The sequence below is a fragment of the Collimonas sp. genome (genome assembly GCF_035566375.1).
GTDB lineage: Bacteria > Pseudomonadota > Gammaproteobacteria > Burkholderiales > Burkholderiaceae_D > Collimonas.
This window is the reverse complement of the sequence record NZ_DATMRK010000037.1, coordinates 122,731-143,299: the sequence shown is the minus strand read 5'-3', so window position 1 is coordinate 143,299 and position 20,569 is coordinate 122,731. Positions and strand designations below refer to the sequence as shown.

The following is a 20,569-nucleotide window of genomic DNA, read 5'->3' as shown; positions in this document are numbered from 1 at the left end:
TTGGTCCTCCCACCCGACTGGCACCCGCTACATTTGGGGACCTGACCGAAGGGAAGGCAACGGCTTTGCGGTCGCCTTTTCTTTGCTTACTTTCTTTTGGCGAAGCAAAAGAAAGTAAGTAGCTGCCGGGCTACCCCCGGCGTGCATCCACGGAGTAGCTAACGTTTTAGTTACGCACCAACCGCCTATCGCATGCAACGGCAAGTACTCCGTGGTCCGTCAATTGGGGTCAGAGTAATTTTCGCAAAAAGCCGCGAAAAAAAACTCTGACCCCAATTGACTAAGAAAGTGAAGAGCTGCCGGGACGCAAAATATAAACCTTCCTTTGACTTAAATCCGTCCAGATACGTTGGGCTTCCTGTCCTGCGCTCCTATACTGTATCCACATACAGCAAAAGAGGAGATCGTAAGAAAGCCGTAGAAATCGCAAGCGGCAACCGTGTTTTACAGGTCTGTGCCGGACCGGCAGGCATGAGAAGAAGCGCGGGCCAGGGATGCGGAAACATCCAAGACCCGCTAACCACAAGTAACTAACCGGGAGTTAAGTATGGCTAAGCGCAATGATACGCGAGACAGCAACACGTCGGCAGTAAACGCAGCACAACGGCTCACAGTATCTTTCTATCAGGACGACAATCCCGAAACACTCTGGATACGCCTGCACGGCAACGGTATCAAACAAACAGGCTTCAGCCCCAATGCCACCGTACGCGTCAGAGTCATGACCGGGTGTTTGATGATTACCAGCGACTAGGGTTTACCGACACCGTCGGCTAACAGAACGCCGCTCGTAACCCAGCGCAGTTGGTGGGACTACGAGCGGCATTTTTAAAGAAAAAGATATACATTCAGTTGTAAGGCCGAATTCGAAACGATTCTTTTGATAGTCTCCAAAATTCTTTGTGCATATTTTCTTTATAAATTGAATACCCACGCATCGCTGACAGCTTTGCCAGCACCAGGTATTGGTCTTGTACTTCTTCAGCGATGAGGCGGCTACTCCGTGGCCCGTTAAGTGGGGTCAGAGTGAAGTTTCTGCAAAGGGCGCGCAGAAAGTTCACTCTGACCACAGTTAGCTGCGTTTGTTAAGCGCAACCGGGCAAGGGCATTGTCATGTTTCATGAAACTCTCAATAGAGGAAAAGCCACCGATGCCAACCATTACCACACTGACGCTGTACCCGATCAAATCCTGCGCCGGCATAGATTTGCCGGCCGCAACCGTCACCGCCACCGGCCTCAGCCATCAGCATGTGCATGATCGCGAATGGATGCTGGTCGACAGCGCCGGGCAATTTTTAACGCAGCGCAGCCATCCGGTCATGGCCTTGATCGTGCCGCTGCTGCAAGCCGATACGATGACGGTGCATGCGCCGGACATGCCGCCGTTGGCAATCCCGACTGCGCCGCTGCAGCCTGGATCGCTACCTGCCGTTGCAGTCCAGATCTGGGACGACACCGTCATCGCGCACGATTGCGGCGATCACGCCGCCGGCTGGTTCACGCGAGTGCTCGGCCAACCCTGCCGGCTGGTACGTTTTGATCCTGAGTGCGAGCGCCTTGCCAGTAAAAAATGGACCAATGAGGCTGCAGTGCCAACCCGCTTTCCAGACGGCTTTCCGATGCTGCTGATATCGCAGGGATCGCTGCACGACCTGAACCAGAAATTGCAGGCGCAAGGCCGCGCCGCGTTGCCGATGAACCGGTTCCGGCCGAATATCGTGATCGATGGGGTGGAAGCTTTTGAGGAAGATTTTGTGGCGACTATCCAGGCCGGACCGGTTTGTCTGCGACCGGTAAAGCCATGCGCCCGCTGCCCGATGCCGTCGATCGACCAGGCCACTGGCGAATTCGGCCCCGATCCGCTGGACATTCTGGCTACTTATCGCGCCAATCCACGCGTCGACGGCGGCATCACTTTCGGCGTCAACGCGATATTGCAGGAGGGAGATGGTGAAATCCTGCGCGTCGGCCAGGAGATCGCGCTTGAGCTGGATTTCTGAACCTTATTTACCCAACTGACCGTCACGCCGCTGCCAGATGGCCAGCGGATTGGCGTCCTGCAACGCGGCGGGCAACAAGTCTTGCGCCAGGTTCTGGTAGGACACCGGCCGCAGGAAGCGGTAGATCGCCGCGCTGCCGACCGAAGTGCTGCGGCTATCCGACGTCGCCGGGAACGGCCCTCCATGCATCATCGCATGCGACACCTCAACTCCGGTGGGGAAGCCATTGGCCAGGATGCGGCCAACTTTGCGCTCCAGCACGGGCAACAGACGGCGCGCCAGAGTCTTGTCACCTTCGTCCCCTTCGTCCATTTGCAGAGTGGCAGTCAGTTGCCCTTCCAGTTGTTCGGTAACTTGCAACAATTCCGTCTCAGTGGCGCAAGCCACCAGCAAGGATACCGGTCCGAATACTTCTGCACTCAACTGCGGATTGGCGAGAAAGGCTGCCGCGCTGGTAGCGAACAAGGCCGGTACCGCCTGGCAGCCCGCCGCAGCTGCGCCCTGCCCTGATTGCCTGACATCGGCCTGCGCCGCCAGCGTCGCTACGCCGCGCTCATAGGCCGCATGGATGCCTGCAGTCAGCATGGCCGCCGCGCTACGCTGCGCCAGCTCCTGGCCAGCCAGTTGCGCAAAGCGTTCAAAGTCAACGCCGGCCAGGCCCAGCACCAGTCCCGGGTTAGTGCAAAACTGACCCGCCCCGAGCGTGACCGAGTCGGCGAAACCCTTGGCGATAGCGTCGCCGCGCGCCGCCAGCGCCGCCGGCAGCAGGTAGACCGGATTGATGCTGCTCATTTCGGCATACACCGGGATCGGCTGCGGCCGTGCGGCAGCCACTTGCATCAGGGCCAGGCCGCCTTGGCGCGAGCCGGTGAAGGCCACCGCCTGTATGTGCCGATTCTGTACCAGCGCGGTCCCCAAAGCATTGCCGATCCCGGTCAGCAGCGAAAATACGCCCTCCGGCAAATTGCAGATTGCAACCGCCTGTTGCACGGCGCGCGCCACCAGTTCCGAGGTGCCAGGATGGGCCGGGTGCGCTTTGACCACCACCGGGCAGCCAGCCGCCAGCGCGGCAGCGGTATCGCCGCCCGCCACCGAAAACGCCAACGGAAAATTGCTGGCGCCGAATACCGCCACCGGACCAATGGCGATATTGCGCAAACGCAGATCGACGCGCGGCTGCGGCAAGCGTTCTGGCAGGGCCGGATCGATGCGGGCATCGTTCCACGATCCTTCGCGCAACACCGCGGCAAACAGGCGCAACTGCCCCGTCGTACGGCCGCGTTCGCCTTCCAGACGGGCGCGCGGCAAGCCGCTTTCCGCCATGGCGCGCAGAATCAGTTCATCGCCGATGTCGAGGATCTGCTGGGCTATAGTTTCCAGAAAACGGGCGCGCGTTTCCTGAGCGGTTTCGCGATAGGTATCGAAGGCGGCTTGTGCCAGGACGCAGGCGCGCTCGACATCTTGCGCTTCCGCGCTATGGAAGTCGGGCCCGATCTGCTTGCCATGCACTGGATCGAAGGCTTGAAATACGGCGCCCTGGCTATTGCTTTGGCTGGCGCCGATGATGGATTGTCCGCTGATTGGCATATTTTCTCGTGACGATGATTTCTTAGTTGTCTATGACCTTGCGCGCAAACAGTTCCAGGTAGTCGATCAGGGCGCTGGCGCCTTTGACCGCTTCCTGCGGATCGCCGTCAGCCACCGAAGCGGCCATCAGCATATGGCATTTGGCGCCTTCGACGATATCGCCCTCATGTTGGAAGGCATACCAGAAACGCCTGCACTTGATGATCAGCGGCGTCACCGCCGCCACTGCCGACGGATTGCGGCAAGCCGCGTGCACCACGTGATCCAGTTCCTGGTCGGCCTGCATGTATGCGCCCAGGTCGTCTTTCTTGGCTGCCGCCACCATGCGCTTGGCGCAAGCCAGCAAATCCTTGCGCTGCTGCGGCGTCGCTTTGCGTGCGGCGCTTTGTGCAATCAGCTGGTCCAGCACGCGCCGGGTTTCTATCAGGGTCAGGTGCTCGGCCGCTTCGATGTCGCTGACGATCAGGCCGCGCCTGGGCATCTGCTCGATCAGGCCGTTCGAAGTCATGCGCATCAAGGCTTCGCGCAGGGGCGTGCGGCCATGCCCGGTCATTTCCACCAGATCGGCTTCGACGATGGGCGTGCCAGGCGCGATCTGCAAAGTGACGATCAGGTTTTCCAGCGTGTCGTAGGCGATATCCACCGCCCGTAACTTGGGCGGCGGCAGGCTGCGTTCATTTTTTTTACTGCTGACCATGTGTTTTAGCTATCCCTATTTTGCTTACCCTGTACTTACTGTTTACTCTGCACAGGCAAGATCAAATGATAGCAGCCCGGCCGCCGCCTGCGGCAGCTTGCCTGCTCAACGATCAAGCTTGAACTGGCTCAGGTCGGGACGGGTATCGATGGCGTGCTGGATGATGGCAGCGACCCTAGTGCGCTCTGCTCCCGCCAATGGCTGGCGCGGACGGCGCACGATTTCATTGCCGACGCCGGCCATCGCTTCGATCAGCTTGAGGTTTTGCACCAGCTTGGTCGAGACGTCCAGATGCAGCAGCGGTGTCATCCATTGATACAGCTTGAGTGCTTCCTCATAGCGCTTGGCTTTCATCAGCGTGTACAGCGCCACCGTCTCTTTCGGGAAGGCGACCACCACGCCGGCCAGCAAACCGTCGGCGCCGATGGCCAGCGCTTCGAACGCCAGGTCGTCCACGCCCATGAACAATTGGTAGCGATTACCGAGGGCGTTGCGCAGGTCGGTGATGCGGCGGATGTTGTCGGTCGATTCCTTGATCGCCACCAGCCATTTGCAATCGGCCAGCTCGACGAAATCCTCCGGCGTCAGGTCGACCCGGTAAGCCACCGGATTGTTGTAGACCATGACCGGCAGCTGGGCGGCGTTGGCGATGGTGCGCAGGTTGTCCTTGGCTTCGCGGGCGTCGGCCACGTACAGCACCGACGGCATCACCATCAGGCCCTGTACGCCCAGCTTGGCGGCCTGCTCGGCGAAATGCACCGCATCCCTGGTGCGCAGCTCGGAGACATTGGCCAGCACAGGCACCCGACCGTTAGCCACCGACAAGGCGATTTTTGTCACTTCCAGCTTTTCATCCAGCGACAGCGTGCTGGCTTCCCCCAGCGATCCGCAGGTGACCAGGCCATGCACGCCGCTGTCGATCTGGAAAGCGTAATGCTTTTCCATCTCAGCGTGGTCGAGGTCTTCGTTTTCCTTGAACTTGGTGGTGACGGCGGGGAATACGCCCTCCCATTTTGCTGACAACATGTGCGGCTCCTTGAAGAAAAAGAAACTGGCTGGTGCAGAAACTATCTGGTGCTGCGGCCAGTGTTGAAAAAGATCGATGAAAGCGATACTAATATCTTGCAAATATATTTGCAATATATTTAAATGAAGCACCCGCACACAAAAAAGGGAGCAAAAACACGACTCGTAAAAGCCGGCGCCGGCCGCATCCGCCAGGGCCGCCAATACTGTGCAGAACTCTGCATGGATCTTGCACAGATCAGTACAAATCCAAGAAAACTATTCAGGAGCGAAGAAAATGAGCTTTACCATCAAAGCAATTTGCCTGGCCTGCAGTGTGGTATTGAGCGCCGCGTCTGCGGCGCAGGAAGTCGTCAAGATCGGTCTTACGAGTCCGCTCACCGGGCCGCAGGCGCCGGCAGGGAAAGATAACGAAAGCGGCGCAAAAATGGCGGTTGAACAGCTCAACAAGAGCAAGTTCACCGTGGCCGGCAAAGTGCTGAGCTTCCAGCTGCTGACCGAGGACGATCAGGGTGACCCGAAAGCCGGCGTCGCGGTGGCGCAGAAGCTGGTGGACAGCAAGGTCAAGGCGGTGCTCGGCCCCTACAACTCGGGCGTGGCGATCCCCGCCTCCAAGGTGTATAACGATGCCGGCGTGGTGATGGCCACCGTCGGCACCAATCCGCGCATCACGCAGCAAGGCTACGAGCATGTGTTCCGGCTCGATCCCAACGATAGCCAGCTGGGCGGCAACATGGCGGTCTATGCGGCCAGGCAGTTGAAACTAAAAAAAGTGGCGGTCATCGATGACCGCACCGCTTACGGCCAGGGTGTCGCCGATGCCTTCCTGAAAGCGGCCAAGGCCAGCCAGATCGACATCGTCAGCCGTGAATTCACCAACGACAAGGCAAGCGAATTCAGCGCCATCCTGACCTCGATCAAAGGCAAACAGGTCGACGCCATCTTCTACGGCGGCTACTTCGCCCAGGCTGCCGCCATGAAGCGCCAGATGAAGCAACTCGGCCTTGAGGTGGTTCTGATGGGCGGCGACGCCATCTGCAATGCGGAAACCGGCAAGCTCGGCGGCGACGCCGTCAACGACAAGGTCTATTGCGTACAGGGCGGCACCGTGCTGGGCGACAGGGCCGGCGAGAAGGTTTTCTTGAGCGACTTCCAGAAAACCTACGGCAAGGCGCCGCTGACCTATGCGCCCTATTTCTACGACGGCATGCTGATGATTGCCGAAGCCATGAAAAAGGCTGGCTCCACCGAGCCCGCCAAATTCGGCCCGGTGCTGGCGGCCATGAAGTACGCAGGGGTGGTCGGCGAGTATGAGTTCGACACCAGCCACGACTTGAAGAATGCGCCGGTCACTATTTATCAGTTCAAGGGCGGCGAGCCGGTCGCGGTTCCCGCGCATTGATGCTTTAGCGGTTTTGCGTGGCGGCCGGTGCCGGAATCTCGACGCCGGCCGCAAGGGTATGATGCAAGCAACTTCCACTGCCACAGCGCCAGCATGAGCCACTCCACCGCACCGACCGAGACTACCGCCGACCGCAACCTGCTGGCGGCAGCGCTAGGCAATGTATTTTTTGCCGAAGTGCTGTTCGACGCCTTGCCGGATGTGGTGTTTTTCGTCAAGGGCATGCAAGCTGAATACCTGGTGGTCAACCACACGCTGGTGGCGCGCTGCGGCCTGGCCGACAAAGCAGCCCTGCTGGGACGTACCGCGAGCGATATTTTCCCGCCCGAACTCGGCGCCAGCTACCGCCAGCAAGACCAGCGCGTGCTCAGCACCGGCGTTGACATCCACGACCAGCTGGAATTGCATCTCTATCCGAACCGCGCGCCGGGCTGGTGCGTCACGCACAAGATCGTGCTGCGCGACCGCGCCGGCGGCATCGCCGGCATGGCAGGCATTTCGCGCGACCTGGCGATGCCGGACAAGAATCATCCGGTATATAAGCGCGTCGCCGCGGCTGCGCATTTCATCCATGACCACTACGACCAGCCCTTGCAGATCGCTGAACTGGCCAAGCTCGCCGCGCTGTCGGTGGCGCAGCTGGAGCGCTATTTCCAAAGGATTTTTTCCCTGAATCCACGGCAGATGATTATCAAGACCCGCCTGGATGCCGCCTCTGCGCTGCTGGCCGGACCGCACAGCATCACCGAGATCGCCGCCGCCTGTGGCTATCACGACCACAGCGCATTCACACGCCAGTTCAAGGCTACGGTCGGAGTTACGCCGCGCGCTTACCGGCAGTTGCTGCACGCGGGATAAGCTATTCCGAGCCAGGATTCTCGTCAGCAGCGGCGTTCGCTAAAGCCATCAGGCTGGAAACACGCGTCGGTGAAATCGGCAAACGCACGGAATCCGGTTTCCAGCCGAACAGGAAGTCGGTGGCGCCGCCGCAGACCCGGCCTTGACACGGCCCCATGCCACAACGCGTATGCAGTTTTGCGCTGCGCCAGCTGGCGTGCTGTTGCAAAGCGCCATAAGCCACGTCTTCGCAGCGGCACACCAGGGTCTCCGGAGCACACAGGCGGCGCAATTCAGGACGCAGAGAAAATGCGTCTTCCAGACGCCTGGCGAATGCTTGCTGACTGCGTCGCTGCGCCAGCCAGCGGCGCTCGGCGACGCAGGAGTCGAGCCCAGATCCGGCGGCATGGAGGCCGGCGATATGTCCTTCGGCCAGCGCCAGATCGACGCCGCCGACGCCGCTGCCCTCGCCGGCGCAGTACACGTCTTGCACGCTGGTCCGCTGCTGCGCATCGACCTGCACCGCACCGCCCGCGATGCTGCAACCGAGCGCCTGCGCCAGCTCGGTATTGGGCAACAGGCCGTAGCCGCAAGCCAGGTAGTCGCACTCGACGTTCAAGATCTTCCCGGCCACCATCATCTGCACCGCGCGCAGTTGTCCTTCGCCTTGCGCTTGCAGTACATAGCTGTCAGCGTGATACGGCACAGCGGCCAGCTGGCTGCGCAAGTGCCAGGCCTGGCGCAATTTGGCAGGCGTGCGCGTCAGCTGCAGCGCGAACCCGGCCAGCTTGCGCCAGCTGCTTTGTTCAAGTATTTGCAGCACCTGCGCACCGTGCTGCTGCAAGGTCGCCGCTACCGCCAGCAGCAAAGGTCCGGATCCGGCCACGACGATGCGTTTTCCATGTACCGGATAAGCCCCTTTGACCAGCGCCTGCAAACCGCCGGCGCCGGTCACGCCGGGCAGCGTCCAGCCGGGAAATGGCAACAATCGTTCACGCGCGCCGGTTGCCAGTATCAGCTTGCGGTAATTCAGCTTGAAAATCTGTTGAGGGGTTTCCAGCAGCAATTGCGTCACTCCTGCCTGAGCAAGCACGCGGCTCTGCATGTACCACTGCACATTCGCCATCTGCTGCAGTTCGCTCCACAATTTTTTCGCTTGCGGATGCGCGCTGTGCTGCGGACCGCCGCGCCAGATCTGGCCGCCGGCGCGCGGGTTGTCGTCGACCAGCGCTACGGCGGCGCCGCTTTGCGCCGCGCTTCTGGCAGCCGCCAGTCCGGCCGGCCCGGCGCCGACGATCACGATGTCGTAGGTCACGTGCGTCATGTCGCAGCCTGTGCCGTCTGTATCCGCATGCCTGCGACACATTCAGTCTGGCAAGCCAGGCGGTGCGCATGGCCATCTATGCTGACCCGGCATTCCTGGCAGATGCCCATGCCGCATAGCGGCGCCCGCGGCATGCCGCTGACCGAACGCCGCGTGATGCCTGGCGCAGCAGCCGCAGCTAGCGCCGCCGCCACGCTGCAACCGGCCGCCACTCTCACGCTGCTGCCGTTGATATTTATTTCAATATGAATCTCAGCCATTTTTTCAGCCATTTGATATTCCCAGTTGCCCAAAGCGCGCCGGCAGATACGGCGCAATTGGAATCTGCGCTTGCCTGCCTGCGATCTGCGCCGCCAGCAGCTGGGCGCTGGCCAGCGAGGTAGTGATCCCCAAGCCTTCGTGGCCGGTGGCCAGCCAGACGTTCGGCCGCGACGGATGCGGCCCTAGCAGCGGCAAGCCGTCGCTGCTGGCGGCGCGCAGTCCGGTCCAGCAGCGCAAGGCATTCAAGTCGGCCAGCGCTGGAACAAAGCTGGCTGCGTGCGCCAGCATGCGCGCCAGGATCGCCGGTTCGACCGTCTTGTCGGTGACATCGAACTGGCGTGAAGAACCTATCAGCAATTGCCCGGTCGGGCGCGGCTGCAAATTGAAGGCGACCGAATCGCCGCTGGCTGCGTGGGCGCTCTTGATATAGCCGAGTTCGACCAGCTGGTGACGGATCAGGCCCGGATAGCGGTCGGTGATGACGATATGGCCCTTCTTCGGCCGGATCGGCAGTTCCGGCAACAGCTGCACCGACGCGCTGCCGTTCGCCACCAGCACTCTGTCGGCGTGCAGTTCGCTGCCGTCGGCCAGCAGCACGCCGTGGCCGGTAATCGCCTGCACCTGCCCTGTGCGTACTTGCGCGCCGCGGCTCTGCGCCCGCGCCAGCAACAATGCGGCGCTCTTCGGCGGATAGACGATCGCATCGCCGCCGACGCGCAAGCCGCCGCTCAGTCCAGGCCGCAACTGCGGCTCATGCGCATACAGGGCGGCCGCATCCAGCATTTCGCAGGCAATGCCGTGCGCCTGCATGGTGACATGCTTGTCGCGCGCCGCTGCCATTTCTTCATCATCGGCGGCGATCCATATCGTGCCGCAGCCGCTGCATTCATGCGCCACGGGATCGGCGCCGGCAAGCTGCCGCCACAGCGCAAGCGAATAGGAAGTCAGCGCCAGTTCCGCCGGATTGTCGTCCATGACCACCAGATGCCCCATGCCGGCTGCCGTGGCGCCGCTGCCAGTCGCTTCGCGTTCCACCACCATCACTGACAAGCCCTCGGCCGCCAGCGCATCGGCGCAAGCGGCGCCGATGATGCCGGCGCCGACGATCAAGACATCGATGCTCAATACGTTGATGCTCAAACAATGCCCCAGGCGAAGGGATCGTCCGGCTGGAATATGAAGCTGCTCTCGGCATTGACATGGGCGGTGCCGCGGATGGCGGGCAGGATCTGTTCGCCGTGGCGCCGGTAGGAAGCTTCGAAGACGCTGCCGATGATGCTTTCCTGGCGCCAGACGGCGCCCTCGGCCAGCTTGCCATCCGCCGCCAGGCAGGCGATCTTGGCGCTGGTACCGGTACCGCAGGGTGAACGGTCGTAGGCGTTGCCGGGGCAAAGCACGAAATTGCGGCTGTGGTTGCCGGCCTGCCGGGCCGGGCCAAACAATTCGATGTGATCTATCTGCGCGCCGCCGGCGCCGGTGACGCCACCCAGTTCGAGAGCGGCGCGCACTGCCTGGGCAAAGACGCTGAGGGCGGCGATGTTCTCCTGCTGCACATCCAGCCCATGTTCGCCGACCAGGAAAAACCAGTTGCCGCCCCAGGCGATGTCGCCAACCACGCGGCCGTAGCCGGGTACTTGCAATGCAACTTCCTTGCGCAAGCGATAGGCGGGGATATTGTGTACGGTCACGCTGGCGTCTGCATGCAGCTCGGTTTCGACCACGCCGACCGGCGTTTCGATCTTGTAACGGCCGGGACCTATGCGACCCAGATAGGCCAGCGACGCCACCAAGCCGATGCTGCCGTGCCCGCACATGCCGAGATAGCCGACATTATTGAAAAAGATGACGCCGGCTGCGCAAGCCGGGTCTTGCGGCTGGCACAGCAGCGCGCCGACCAGCACATCGGAACCGCGCGGTTCGCACACGGTAGCGATGCGCAAGCGGTCGTGCTGGGCGCGCAGCAGCTGCAGCCGTTCGGACAAAGGCCCGTTGCCAAGATCGGGGCCGCCAGCCAGCACCAGGCGGGTGGGTTCACCGCCGGTGTGGGAATCGAGAATCGAGATTTTTTCCATACCGACAGCGTAGTCGGCCCGGGCGGCGTTGTCTTGCTGCTACGCCTCGCGATAGATGACGAAATCGGCATAGTGCCGCGATTCATAGTGCCGCGATTCATAGTGCCGATTTATTGCTTGCCGGGCGCGGCAGCGGGACTAACGGTGGATTAAAACAGTGGATTAAGGTTGTTTAGCGGCGACAGAAGTGACCAGCTCAGCCTGCAAGCGCTCGTACTTGGCTTGCAACTGTTCCTTGGATTCGTGCCAGGCCGGATCGAGCGGAATGCAGCTGACCGGGCAGACTTGCTGGCACTGCGGCTCATTGAAATGGCCCACGCATTCAGTGCATTTATGCGGGTCGATTTCGTAAATCAGCGGCCCCATGTAAATCGCACCGTTCGGGCACTCCGGCTCGCATACGTCGCAATTAATACAGTCGTCGGTGATCAATAAAGCCATTGCACTACTCTTTTAAATCAAGTTGCAAGCGGGATCAGGTGATCCCGCCTTACTGCACTGCGGTTATTTTAGTCTTGTTGAAGATTCGCTGCTGAGAAGCGCGCCTTAAGGCTGCTGGGCGTCCAGCTTTTCCTTGAGCCATTTTTCGACCGATGGGAAGACGAATTTGGAAACATCGCCACCCAGCGTTGCGATCTCGCGGACGATGGTGCCGGAGATAAACTGGTATTGGTCCGACGGTGTCAGGAACAGGGTTTCCACATCCGGCAGCAGGTAGCGGTTCATGCCAGCCATCTGGAATTCAAACTCAAAGTCAGAGACTGCGCGCAAGCCGCGCACAATCACGTTAGCGTCGTGTTGACGCACAAAATCCTTGAGCAGACCGGAGAAACTTTCCACCTGCACATTGGGATAATGGCCCAGCACCTCGTTCGCAATCGACAAGCGCTCTTCCAGAGAGAAAAACGGTTTTTTGTTTTTGCTGTCGGCGACGCCGACCACCAGCTTGTCGAATAACCCGGACGCCCGGCGCACCAGATCTTCATGGCCGCGCGTAAGCGGATCGAACGTTCCTGGATAAACTGCAGTAACCATCTTCTTCCCCCAATCAGATCGCGCATTATGCCTGAATTTGCATCAGGCAATATGCCCTTGCTTTTTAAGCAAGTGGTAAAACACTATACCAGCCTTATCGGCCCGCAGCAGTTGCCAGCCGCTCAGCCAGGGCGGTAAATCGTCCTCTTGCAGCGCAAATTCGGACTCCAGATACAGCAAACCATGCGCGGCCAGCAAACCCTGGCACAGCGGCAACACCTTTTCCAGCCAACCCTGCTGATACGGCGGGTCGAGGAAAATCAGGTCGAAGCGCGCGGCGTCGGCGCCTGGCTCAGTGCCAGCCTTATTTAGCCAGGTCAGCGCATCGCTGCGCAAAATCCGCACCTGGCTGGCGTCCAGCTTGGTTTTGGTGGCTTCCAGCTGGCGTGCTGCAGGCGTATTGTGCTCGATCATGGTCACTTCCAGCGCGCCGCGGCTGGCGGCTTCAAAACCTAAGGCGCCGGTTCCGGCAAACAGATCCAGGCAACGAACCGTGCTCCAGTTGCCATCCAGCAAGTGCGACAGCCAGTTAAACAGGGTTTCGCGCACCCGATCCGGCGTCGGCCGCAGGCCTTCGCTATCCAATACGGCCAGCGGCGTACGCTTCCAGACGCCGCCAATAATCCGAACCTGGCGCGCCAGCGGCGGTTTGATGGCGTGCACTGGTGTCTTTGGCGGTTTTTTGCTACTTGGTTTTTTCATTAAGTTTAATAAATATGGGGAAATTTGCTGGGATTCCGTCAATCTCAGTGAGCGGCAGGGCTATCCTTAATTCGGCAGCCTGCCTCTGATAGAATGCCGGGGATTGTACCTCTTGTGCAGCCCGCCCCGACAGGTGGCTGCAGCGCCCTATTTCACTGCCTTACAGATCAGGCCTCAGATGTTTAGTTTCTTCAAGAAAAAACCAAAACCCGACGTTGCTCCCTTGCCAGAATCTTCTGCGCCAGCGGAGTTGCCACAGATAGAAGCCGTAGAGGCGACTGCGGCCGCTGCGCCAGTCACACTGATTGAACTGGCGGCAGAGACCGAGATCGTCTCGGCGCCGGTGGCGGCCGAACAAAAACGTTCCTGGCTGTCGCGTTTGAAAACAGGGTTATCGAAAACCTCCTCCAACCTGAGCATCTTGTTCGTCGGCGCCAAGATCGACGACGATCTGTACGAGGAGCTGGAGTCGGCGCTGCTGGTCTCCGACGCCGGTGTCGACGCTACCCATTTCCTGCTCAGTGCCCTGAAAAAGAAGGTCAAGGAAGACAAACTGACCGAAGCGCCCCAGGTCAAGGCGGCCCTACGCAGCTTGCTGATCGATTTGCTCAGCCCCTTGCAAAAACCGCTGGTGCTGGATCAGCATCAGCCGCTGGTGATGATGATCGCCGGCGTCAACGGCGCCGGCAAGACCACCACCATCGGCAAACTGGCCAAACATCTGCAAGCCCATCAGCAATCGGTATTGCTGGCCGCCGGCGATACCTTCCGCGCCGCCGCGCGTGAACAACTGACGATCTGGGGCGAACGCAATAACGTTACCGTTATCTCGCAGGAATCCGGCGATCCGGCCGCGGTGGCCTTCGACGCCGTGCATTCGGCGCAGGCGCGCGGCACCAACGTGGTGATGGTCGATACCGCCGGCCGCCTGCCGACCCAATTGCACCTGATGGACGAGCTGAAGAAAATCAAGCGCGTCATCGGTAAAGGCATGGCCAGCGCGCCGCATGAAATATTGCTGGTGATCGACGGCAACACCGGCCAGAACGCGCTGGCGCAAGTCAAGGCTTTCGACGATGCGCTCGGGCTGACCGGCCTGGTGATTACCAAGCTGGACGGCACCGCCAAGGGCGGCGTGCTGGCGGCCATCGCCACCACCCGCGCGATCCCGGTATATTTCATCGGCGTCGGTGAACAGATCGAAGACTTGCAACCGTTTGACGCTGCCGATTTTGTGGATGCACTACTTAGTTAATTTCGAGCCACTTGAGCTACTTACGCGGGTCCCAGCCACTCCATGATTGAATTCAACCAGGTATCCAAAAAATACGCGCGTGACGTGGTCGCGCTGCGCGATATCACGCTGACGGTGAACAAGGGCGACCTGATTTTCCTGGCCGGCCCTTCCGGCGCCGGCAAGACCACGCTGCTGAATCTGATTGCGGCGATTGAACGCCCCAGCAGTGGCACGCTGACCGTCAGCGGTGCTAACGTCGGCAAGTTGAAATCGTCCGGCCTGCCTTATCTGCGACGCAACCTGGGACTGATCCTGCAGCAGCAAAAGCTGTTACAGGATCGCACCGTGCTGGCTAACGTCATGCTGCCACTGCTGGTTACCGGCGCCCTCCGTTCTGAAGCGGAAAAGCGGGCCAAGGCCGCGCTGGATAAAGTCGGCCTGCTGGAGAAGGCGGCGACTGACCCGAAAGCTTTGTCAGGCGGTGAACAACAGCGCGTGTCGATCGCCCGGGCGATCGTCAACCGGCCGCAAATCATCCTGGCCGACGAACCGACCGCCAACCTCGATCGCGACAACGCCAACAAGGTGCTGGATGCGCTGCGGTCGTTTCACGCGGCCGGCGTGACCTGCCTGATTTCCACCCATGACGAGCAATTCCTCAACAGCGCCAACCGTGTAGTGTTCCTGGATCAGGGCCAGATTGTCGACCACTGGCAGAACTCCGCCGTGCGCAGCAACAGTAGCGGAGGTGCGGCATGAACAGCTGGCTGCGACAACACCTGTTCGCCATCGGCGACGCCTTCACCCATCTGCTCAAGGCGCCCGGCGGTTTTGCGCTGAACGTGCTGGTGGTGGCGATTGCGCTGGCGCTGCCGTTCGGCGGCCTGACTTTGATTGAAAACGTGCGCCCGGTCTCCGAGCAACTAGCGGTGGAACCGGAAATCAGTATCTTCATGGCGCTGGACGCGGCGCGCGACAAGACCACCGCGCTGGCCAAACCTATCGACGCCGTTTTGCAGCAGCACCACAGTTCGGCCAAAGTGCTGTTCATTCCGCGTGAAGATGCTTTGATCAGCCTGAAAAACAAAACCGGCATGGACGACGCCCTGACCACCCTCGGCCAGAATCCTTTGCCGGACGCCTACGTATTGAAGCTGGCCGGTTTCCACGATGCGCCTGACGCCGCCCGTATCGACACCATTGCGGCCGGCCTCAAGGCCCTCCCTGGCGTCGATACCGTGCAAGTCGATTCGGAGTGGGTCAAGCGGCTGGCGGCATTGCTGGGAATCCTGCGCCTGGTATTGCTGTTCCTGGCGATCACGCTGGCGGTAGTGGTAGTGGCTGTGGTGTTCAACACGGTGCGTCTGCAAGTGCTGACCCAACGCGAAGAAATCGCCGTCGCCAAGCTGGTCGGCGCCACCGATGCCTTCATCCACCGGCCGTTTTATTACACCGGCGCGCTGCTCGGCCTGTGCGCCGGCGGCCTGGCGCTGGGTGCTGTGGCGCTTGGTTTGCAGCCGTTGAATCAGGCGATTGCCGAATTCGCCCGTTTGTATGCGTCGGAATTCCGTTTGCTGCCGCTGAACTGGAGCGCCAGCCTGGTGCTGCTGGCGATCAGCGCCGGCCTCGGCCTGACCGGCGCGCTGCTGTCGGTGCGACGCCATCTGGCGCGTCTGGCCTGAACTGAGTATTGGCGTGTTCCACCACCCGTCCGAATTTGTCACCTTCAAGACCAGCCCGCATCTGCCGGGCGTGGAATTGTATTCGGCACGGCTGGTCGATCACGAATTTGCGCCACATGTGCATGACACCTATTCGCTGGGCGCGATTGAAACCGGGGTCGAGCGTTTCCGCCACAAGGGTTCCCAGCATGTCGCCCCGGCGGGCACGCTGGTGCTGTTGAATCCGGACGAATTGCATGACGGCCACGCCGAGATCGCCGCCGGCTGGACTTATCAAATGCTGTATATCGAACCGCAGTTGCTGCATGAGCTGAGCGGCAGCGAGGCTTATTTCGCAGCCGCGACCGCCCATGACCCCTTGCTCGCCGACAGCTTCCAATTGCTGTTCAAACGCATGTGGCAAGCGCCGGACGATCTGGCGTTTGTGTCGCATTTCACAGTATTGATAGACGCGGTAACGCAGCGCTATGGCAAAAACCTGCGTCCGGTCGCCAAGCTGACGGCCGGCCAGCCGCAACGCATGCTGGCGATGCGGCGGGTGCTCGATTGCATCGAGGCCAATCTGGACCAGACCCTGCACATCGATACCCTGGCGGCCGAAGCCGGCATGTCGATATTTCATTTCGTGCGGGCCTTCTCGGCCTTGTTTCACGCCACTCCGCACCAGTATCTGCAAGCACGCCGCGCCGCCCGCGCCAAGACCCTGCTGGCGCAACGCAGCACGCCAACCGACGCCGCCGCCGCGGTCGGACTGACCGACCAAAGCCACCTGACGCGCTGGTTCAAGCGCGCCTACGGCGTCACACCGGCGCAGTATCAACAGCAAATTGGTACAAGACCGATGAGCTAAAGCTTGGCATGATGGGGATTGTCATTACTCATCCCAGATCCTTTCATGGCGTCACCTCATTCATTTGCAGTCCAGCCGCGGCAGCTGCCATGCTGACCGGCCTGTTGTGCGCCCTCGGCGCCGGCCTGATGTGGGGCCTGGTGTTCATCGCTCCGCTCATGCTGCCCGATTATCCGGGCCTGATGCTGTCGTTCGGCCGTTATGTCGCGTTTGGCCTGATCGCGCTGGCGCCGGCCATGCTCGACCGCAAACGCATCGCCGCGCTGAGCCGGGCCGACTGGCGCGCCGCCTTGAAGCTGTCGCTGGTCGGCAATCTGCTGTACTACGCCGCGCTGGCGACTGCGATCCAGCTGGCCGACGCGCCGCTGCCGACCATGCTGATCGGCACCTTGCCGGTGGTGATTTCGGTGTTTTCCAACTGGTCGCCGGGACATGCGGCGGAAAGCGTGGCCTGGCGCCGACTGGCGCCATCGCTGGTGATTATCCTGGTCGGCATCTTGTGCGTTAACGCCGCCGAACTGACGCATATGCGGCTGGCGGGCAGCAGCAATACACGTTCGCTTGGCGACTATGTGCTGGGCTGCCTGATCGCGCTGGCCGCGGTCGCCGCCTGGACCTGGTATCCGATCGTCAATGCCCGTTATCTGCGCGCCAATCCGCATATCAGCCCCTCGACCTGGGCTACCGCACAGGGCCTGGCGGTGTTGCCGCTGGCGCTGATCGGTTTATTCGGCTACGGCGCTTATCTGAAACTGGCGGGCGGTTCTTATGCCTTCCCGTTCGGGCCGCGGCCGCTGCAGTTTGTCGGCTTGATGCTGGTCATCGGCCTGTGCGCTTCCTGGATCGGCACCCTGCTGTGGAACAAGGCTAGCCAGCATTTGCCGACCGCACTGCTGGCGCAGCTGATCGTGTTCGAAACCTTGTCGGCCTTGTTGTACGCGTTCATTTTCCGCGACGCCGTGCCAGGCGTGCAGGTCATGGCGGGGATCGCGCTGTTATGCATAGGCATCGTTTTCGGTGTGCGCACCTTTCAGCATCAGATACCATAGAGGCTGCTTCCATTTCTGCAGCCTGCTGCGCTATCTCGTGAAATCTGTCCTGACCTTGTCTGTTCGCTTACTGTTTGCAGGCGCCGTACTGGCGCTGGCTGCTTGCTCACCCAAATTCAACTGGCGCGAAGTGCGTAGCAAAGACGCCCCGTACAGCGTATTGCTGCCGGCCAAACCGTCGACGTTTGCCCGCTCTATCGATCTCGACGGCATGCCGGTTACCATGACCATGACCGCCGCCAAGGTAGACAACGCGGTATTTGCAGTCGGCAGCGCCAGCGTGCCCGACGCCGCCAAGGCGCAAGCCGCATTGGTCGCGATGAAAACCGCGCTGGTGAAAAATATCAACGGCACCGTCAAAGTGGAGAAAACTACTGTGGCGGCCGGCAGTCAGGGACTGTCGGCCAGTATTGACGTCGAGGCAATCGGCACTACGCCCGGCGGCTTGCCGGAAGTCCTGTTCGGACATTTTGTCAGCAAGGACAAGGAAATCTACCAAGTCATCGTGATGGGGCCGGAAAAAGCCGTTTCGCGGGAAAACGTCGAAACTTTCATCTCCTCATTCAAACATAATTAGTATTAATGCAAGACTCGGATTGCCGCCTGCTGCGCCGTCAAGGCTGGCCGTACTGTAATCACTGGTGACAGCAGTGGCGAGCACCTCGACGAAGCGGTATTCTGTACAATGTCTTTTTTCACCAAAAACAATATTTTGAGGTTTTATGTTAGTTACATTCAAATCCAAGGCGTCGCCCGAAGTCATCATGTTCGAACAAGACGCCAAGCGCATCCTCGATTTGCTGCATAAAGACGTGAAAATCGGCGTCATCACGGCAGCAGAAGGCGCGGCAGTGATTGCCAAGCTGGAAGCCGAAACTTCGGAAAGCCGCGCGCATCCGGCGTCCGACAGCGTACAGCACGATATCGCCGCTCACCACAACGAAGCCGGCGACGACACTGGCCATGAGCCGGTGCAGACAGTCACCTTTGCCAACAAGATTTATCCTTTGCTGGCAATGCTGCGCGAAGCGCACAAGCACAACGACGACGTACTCTGGGGCGTCTGATGAACTCCGGTCTTGAGCGCCAGCTTACGACCGAAGACGGCATTTCTCTTTCCGTCACCGACTGGCCGCCGGCTGCCGGCGCGCCGCTGGCCGGCAGTATCCTGCTGATGCACGGACTGGGAGAACATGCCGGGCGTTATGCCCATGTAATACGTTTTTTCAATCGCTGCGGCCTGTTGGTGCGCAGCTACGATCACCGTGGCCACGGCCGCTCCAGCGGTCCGCGCGGCGACGTGCCGGACGATAGCGCCTTATTGCGCGACGCCAGACTGGTGCTGGACGACCTCTGCCGCCAGCAGCAGCTGAGCTATCCTGAGCTGGCAAACAGCACACCTTTATTATTCGGCCACAGCATGGGTGGCTTGTTCGCTGCACGCTTTGCGGTCGCTGGAATGGCGCCGTTGCGCGGCTTGATCTTATCCTCGCCGGGACTGGCCCTGCGTTTGAACCCGGTGCAACTGGGCTTGCTCAAACTGATGTCGATACTTGCCCCAGGCGTGGCGGTCCCTAACGGCCTTGATGTCAATCATCTATCGCACGACCCCGCAGTTGCCAAAGCCTATGGCGACGATCCGCTGGTGCATAACAAGATCAGCGCGCGTTTGTTAAACAGCATGTTGCATGCCGGGCAATTCGCCTTGAATCAGGCGCCTGCCCTGGCAATACCCACACTGCTGGTGATTGGCGGCGACGACCGCATCATCGATCCCGCCGGCAGCCGCCGGTTTTTTGCTGCCTTGCCGCCAGCCATCGCCACGATGCACGATTATGAAGGCATGTATCACGAAATTTTCAATGAAATCGGCGCCGAGCGGGTATTTGCGGATGTACGCCGCTGGCTGGAGGCGCAGCACATGTTGCAGCCTTTGGTGAGCTCAGGCCCGGCTTTGGTGGCGTGACACTATCTGATCTCGATCGGATAGTGCTTTTTTAGTACTTTCAATCATTGTTATCAGGAAATCTGAAATTTCACTTTTTCCTGTCACAATCACGACCTAACTGTAGGTGGGCGACCATATCCCCGCTACAATCGCATTGTTACCATCCTGTCTAGCAGCGTCGCCATGATTTCCTTCGGTATTACTGACTTTGGCCTGTTCCTGATGGCTGTCCTGCTACTGAACGCCACTCCCGGCCCGGATACCGCCTATATCGTCGGCCGCAGCGTGGCGCAGGGACGCCGCGCCGGTTTGCTGTCGGCGCTCGGCATCACCGCCGGCTGCTGCATCCATGCGACCTTGTCGGCGTTCGGCCTGACGGCGCTGCTGGCGGCTTCCGCCACCGCCTTCATGGCGGTGAAACTGGCGGGCGGCGCTTACCTGATCTATCTCGGCATCAAGATGCTGCTCAGCAAGAAGACCGTCACCAGCGAAAATCCGCCACAGCTGGATCTGCGCTCGCATAAAACCATTTTTCTGCAAGCCCTGATCACCAATGTGCTGAATCCCAAGGTGATCTTGTTTTTCCTGTCATTCTTCCCGCAATTCGTGCGTCATGATTCGCCGCACAAGATCGTTGCCTTTTTGTTGCTTGGCGCAGTGTTTTCCGTCGTCACGCTATGCTGGAACAGCGGCACCGCGATGCTAGCCGGTACACTCACGCGTCACGCCAGCAATAATCCCCAGATCAAGCACTTGCTGGAGCGCACGGTTGGCGCCGCCTTTGTTGCCCTAGGCATAAAGCTGGCATTGACCAGAAACTGATTTTTTAACAACCATAATTTCCAGAAACGACCTGAA

The 20,569-nt window shown here is 60.3% G+C and carries 23 protein-coding genes; 13 read left to right on the top strand and 10 right to left on the bottom strand.

Annotated elements, in window-relative coordinates:
• Window positions 1–547: 547 nt before the first annotated feature.
• The gene (locus tag VNZ60_RS12445) at window positions 548–754 is read left to right on the top strand and encodes a SymE family type I addiction module toxin (RefSeq protein WP_325659559.1); all 207 of its coding nucleotides are present in this window, start codon (window positions 548–550) and stop codon (window positions 752–754) included.
• 396 nt (window positions 755–1,150) lie between these two features.
• Window positions 1,151–2,002: an MOSC domain-containing protein gene (locus VNZ60_RS12440; RefSeq protein ID WP_325659557.1), complete on the top strand. Its 852-nt coding sequence runs from the start codon at window positions 1,151–1,153 to the stop codon at window positions 2,000–2,002.
• Window positions 2,003–2,005: 3 nt separating this feature from the next.
• Here the strand turns inward: VNZ60_RS12440 and VNZ60_RS12435 are convergent, their stop codons facing one another.
• From VNZ60_RS12435 to VNZ60_RS12425, 3 genes are all read right to left on the bottom strand, one after another.
• Window positions 2,006–3,589: an aldehyde dehydrogenase (NADP(+)) gene (locus tag VNZ60_RS12435; RefSeq protein ID WP_325659555.1), complete on the bottom strand. Its 1,584-nt coding sequence runs from the start codon at window positions 3,587–3,589 to the stop codon at window positions 2,006–2,008.
• Window positions 3,590–3,611: 22 nt separating this feature from the next.
• On the bottom strand, window positions 3,612–4,286 hold the full coding sequence (locus VNZ60_RS12430; RefSeq protein ID WP_325659553.1) for a GntR family transcriptional regulator: 675 nt from the start codon (window positions 4,284–4,286) through the stop codon (window positions 3,612–3,614).
• 105 nt (window positions 4,287–4,391) lie between these two features.
• Window positions 4,392–5,312 carry a dihydrodipicolinate synthase family protein gene (locus VNZ60_RS12425; RefSeq protein ID WP_325659551.1) on the bottom strand — a complete coding sequence of 307 codons (921 nt, stop codon included), beginning with the start codon at window positions 5,310–5,312 and terminating at the stop codon, window positions 4,392–4,394.
• A 277-nt stretch (window positions 5,313–5,589) separates the two neighbouring features.
• Here VNZ60_RS12425 and VNZ60_RS12420 point away from each other — a divergent pair, with 277 nt between their 5' ends.
• Window positions 5,590–6,714 (top strand): branched-chain amino acid ABC transporter substrate-binding protein, encoded by a 1,125-nt coding sequence (locus VNZ60_RS12420; protein ID WP_325659549.1) that lies wholly within the window; start codon window positions 5,590–5,592, stop codon window positions 6,712–6,714.
• A 93-nt stretch (window positions 6,715–6,807) separates the two neighbouring features.
• A complete protein-coding gene (locus tag VNZ60_RS12415) occupies window positions 6,808–7,572 on the top strand; it encodes an AraC family transcriptional regulator (RefSeq protein WP_325659547.1) in 765 nt (254 codons plus the stop codon).
• Window position 7,573: 1 nt separating this feature from the next.
• Here the strand turns inward: VNZ60_RS12415 and VNZ60_RS12410 are convergent, their stop codons facing one another.
• The 7 genes from VNZ60_RS12410 to rsmD all read right to left on the bottom strand — a co-directional run bounded on the left by VNZ60_RS12410 (window position 7,574) and on the right by rsmD (window position 12,945).
• The gene (locus VNZ60_RS12410) at window positions 7,574–8,875 is read right to left on the bottom strand and encodes an FAD/NAD(P)-binding oxidoreductase (protein ID WP_325659545.1); all 1,302 of its coding nucleotides are present in this window, start codon (window positions 8,873–8,875) and stop codon (window positions 7,574–7,576) included.
• Window positions 8,872–9,147, bottom strand: a complete 276-nt coding sequence (locus tag VNZ60_RS12405; RefSeq protein ID WP_325659544.1) for a 2Fe-2S iron-sulfur cluster-binding protein — start codon at window positions 9,145–9,147, stop codon at window positions 8,872–8,874. The genes VNZ60_RS12410 and VNZ60_RS12405 overlap by 4 nt, the downstream gene beginning before the upstream one ends.
• Window positions 9,140–10,270, bottom strand: coding sequence for an NAD(P)/FAD-dependent oxidoreductase (locus tag VNZ60_RS12400; protein WP_325659571.1), 1,131 nt, complete (start codon window positions 10,268–10,270; stop codon window positions 9,140–9,142). Before VNZ60_RS12400 ends, VNZ60_RS12405 begins: the two co-directional genes overlap by 8 nt.
• Before the next feature lie 2 nt (window positions 10,271–10,272).
• Window positions 10,273–11,208, bottom strand: coding sequence for a 4-hydroxyproline epimerase (locus VNZ60_RS12395; protein ID WP_325659542.1), 936 nt, complete (start codon window positions 11,206–11,208; stop codon window positions 10,273–10,275).
• A 162-nt stretch (window positions 11,209–11,370) separates the two neighbouring features.
• Window positions 11,371–11,649, bottom strand: a complete 279-nt coding sequence (locus tag VNZ60_RS12390; protein WP_325659540.1) for a YfhL family 4Fe-4S dicluster ferredoxin — start codon at window positions 11,647–11,649, stop codon at window positions 11,371–11,373.
• 105 nt (window positions 11,650–11,754) lie between these two features.
• Window positions 11,755–12,243, bottom strand: coding sequence for a pantetheine-phosphate adenylyltransferase (gene coaD, locus VNZ60_RS12385; RefSeq protein WP_038485166.1), 489 nt, complete (start codon window positions 12,241–12,243; stop codon window positions 11,755–11,757).
• Between the two features lie 42 nt (window positions 12,244–12,285).
• Window positions 12,286–12,945 (bottom strand): 16S rRNA (guanine(966)-N(2))-methyltransferase RsmD, encoded by a 660-nt coding sequence (rsmD, locus tag VNZ60_RS12380; RefSeq protein ID WP_325659535.1) that lies wholly within the window; start codon window positions 12,943–12,945, stop codon window positions 12,286–12,288.
• Window positions 12,946–13,123: 178 nt separating this feature from the next.
• On the opposite strand from rsmD, the gene ftsY reads away from it, so the two are divergent.
• The 9 genes from ftsY (at window position 13,124) to VNZ60_RS12335 (ending at window position 20,533) form a co-directional block, all read left to right on the top strand.
• Window positions 13,124–14,200: a signal recognition particle-docking protein FtsY gene (gene ftsY, locus VNZ60_RS12375; RefSeq protein ID WP_325659533.1), complete on the top strand. Its 1,077-nt coding sequence runs from the start codon at window positions 13,124–13,126 to the stop codon at window positions 14,198–14,200.
• 42 nt (window positions 14,201–14,242) lie between these two features.
• Window positions 14,243–14,941, top strand: coding sequence for a cell division ATP-binding protein FtsE (locus VNZ60_RS12370; protein ID WP_325659531.1), 699 nt, complete (start codon window positions 14,243–14,245; stop codon window positions 14,939–14,941).
• On the top strand, window positions 14,938–15,864 hold the full coding sequence (ftsX, locus tag VNZ60_RS12365) for a permease-like cell division protein FtsX (protein WP_325659529.1): 927 nt from the start codon (window positions 14,938–14,940) through the stop codon (window positions 15,862–15,864). Before VNZ60_RS12370 ends, ftsX begins: the two co-directional genes overlap by 4 nt.
• Before the next feature lie 13 nt (window positions 15,865–15,877).
• Window positions 15,878–16,714: an AraC family transcriptional regulator gene (locus tag VNZ60_RS12360; protein WP_325659527.1), complete on the top strand. Its 837-nt coding sequence runs from the start codon at window positions 15,878–15,880 to the stop codon at window positions 16,712–16,714.
• Between the two features lie 89 nt (window positions 16,715–16,803).
• Window positions 16,804–17,763 (top strand): DMT family transporter, encoded by a 960-nt coding sequence (locus VNZ60_RS12355; RefSeq protein WP_325659570.1) that lies wholly within the window; start codon window positions 16,804–16,806, stop codon window positions 17,761–17,763.
• 37 nt (window positions 17,764–17,800) lie between these two features.
• A complete protein-coding gene (locus tag VNZ60_RS12350) occupies window positions 17,801–18,340 on the top strand; it encodes a hypothetical protein (RefSeq protein WP_325659525.1) in 540 nt (179 codons plus the stop codon).
• A 145-nt stretch (window positions 18,341–18,485) separates the two neighbouring features.
• On the top strand, window positions 18,486–18,830 hold the full coding sequence (locus VNZ60_RS12345; RefSeq protein WP_325659523.1) for a DUF1840 domain-containing protein: 345 nt from the start codon (window positions 18,486–18,488) through the stop codon (window positions 18,828–18,830).
• Window positions 18,830–19,729: an alpha/beta hydrolase gene (locus tag VNZ60_RS12340; protein WP_325659521.1), complete on the top strand. Its 900-nt coding sequence runs from the start codon at window positions 18,830–18,832 to the stop codon at window positions 19,727–19,729. Before VNZ60_RS12345 ends, VNZ60_RS12340 begins: the two co-directional genes overlap by 1 nt.
• A 165-nt stretch (window positions 19,730–19,894) precedes the next feature.
• Window positions 19,895–20,533 carry a LysE family translocator gene (locus tag VNZ60_RS12335; protein ID WP_325659519.1) on the top strand — a complete coding sequence of 213 codons (639 nt, stop codon included), beginning with the start codon at window positions 19,895–19,897 and terminating at the stop codon, window positions 20,531–20,533.
• The last annotated feature ends 36 nt before the right edge of the window (window positions 20,534–20,569 follow it).

Coding starts and splice junctions, on each gene's coding strand:
- coaD (WP_038485166.1), bottom strand. CDS start 12,243: ATGGTTACTGCAGTTTATCCAGGAACGTTCGATCCGCTTACGCGCGGC.
- VNZ60_RS12390 (WP_325659540.1), bottom strand. CDS start 11,649: ATGGCTTTATTGATCACCGACGACTGTATTAATTGCGACGTATGCGAG.
- VNZ60_RS12340 (WP_325659521.1), top strand. CDS start 18,830: ATGAACTCCGGTCTTGAGCGCCAGCTTACGACCGAAGACGGCATTTCT.
- VNZ60_RS12445 (WP_325659559.1), top strand. CDS start 548: ATGGCTAAGCGCAATGATACGCGAGACAGCAACACGTCGGCAGTAAAC.
- ftsX (WP_325659529.1), top strand. CDS start 14,938: ATGAACAGCTGGCTGCGACAACACCTGTTCGCCATCGGCGACGCCTTC.
- VNZ60_RS12440 (WP_325659557.1), top strand. CDS start 1,151: ATGCCAACCATTACCACACTGACGCTGTACCCGATCAAATCCTGCGCC.
- rsmD (WP_325659535.1), bottom strand. CDS start 12,945: ATGAAAAAACCAAGTAGCAAAAAACCGCCAAAGACACCAGTGCACGCC.
- VNZ60_RS12395 (WP_325659542.1), bottom strand. CDS start 11,208: ATGGAAAAAATCTCGATTCTCGATTCCCACACCGGCGGTGAACCCACC.
- VNZ60_RS12420 (WP_325659549.1), top strand. CDS start 5,590: ATGAGCTTTACCATCAAAGCAATTTGCCTGGCCTGCAGTGTGGTATTG.
- VNZ60_RS12410 (WP_325659545.1), bottom strand. CDS start 8,875: ATGACGCACGTGACCTACGACATCGTGATCGTCGGCGCCGGGCCGGCC.
- VNZ60_RS12405 (WP_325659544.1), bottom strand. CDS start 9,147: ATGGCTGAAAAAATGGCTGAGATTCATATTGAAATAAATATCAACGGC.
- ftsY (WP_325659533.1), top strand. CDS start 13,124: ATGTTTAGTTTCTTCAAGAAAAAACCAAAACCCGACGTTGCTCCCTTG.
- VNZ60_RS12345 (WP_325659523.1), top strand. CDS start 18,486: ATGTTAGTTACATTCAAATCCAAGGCGTCGCCCGAAGTCATCATGTTC.
- VNZ60_RS12335 (WP_325659519.1), top strand. CDS start 19,895: ATGATTTCCTTCGGTATTACTGACTTTGGCCTGTTCCTGATGGCTGTC.
- VNZ60_RS12430 (WP_325659553.1), bottom strand. CDS start 4,286: ATGGTCAGCAGTAAAAAAAATGAACGCAGCCTGCCGCCGCCCAAGTTA.
- VNZ60_RS12370 (WP_325659531.1), top strand. CDS start 14,243: ATGATTGAATTCAACCAGGTATCCAAAAAATACGCGCGTGACGTGGTC.
- VNZ60_RS12355 (WP_325659570.1), top strand. CDS start 16,804: ATGCTGACCGGCCTGTTGTGCGCCCTCGGCGCCGGCCTGATGTGGGGC.
- VNZ60_RS12435 (WP_325659555.1), bottom strand. CDS start 3,589: ATGCCAATCAGCGGACAATCCATCATCGGCGCCAGCCAAAGCAATAGC.
- VNZ60_RS12425 (WP_325659551.1), bottom strand. CDS start 5,312: ATGTTGTCAGCAAAATGGGAGGGCGTATTCCCCGCCGTCACCACCAAG.
- VNZ60_RS12415 (WP_325659547.1), top strand. CDS start 6,808: ATGAGCCACTCCACCGCACCGACCGAGACTACCGCCGACCGCAACCTG.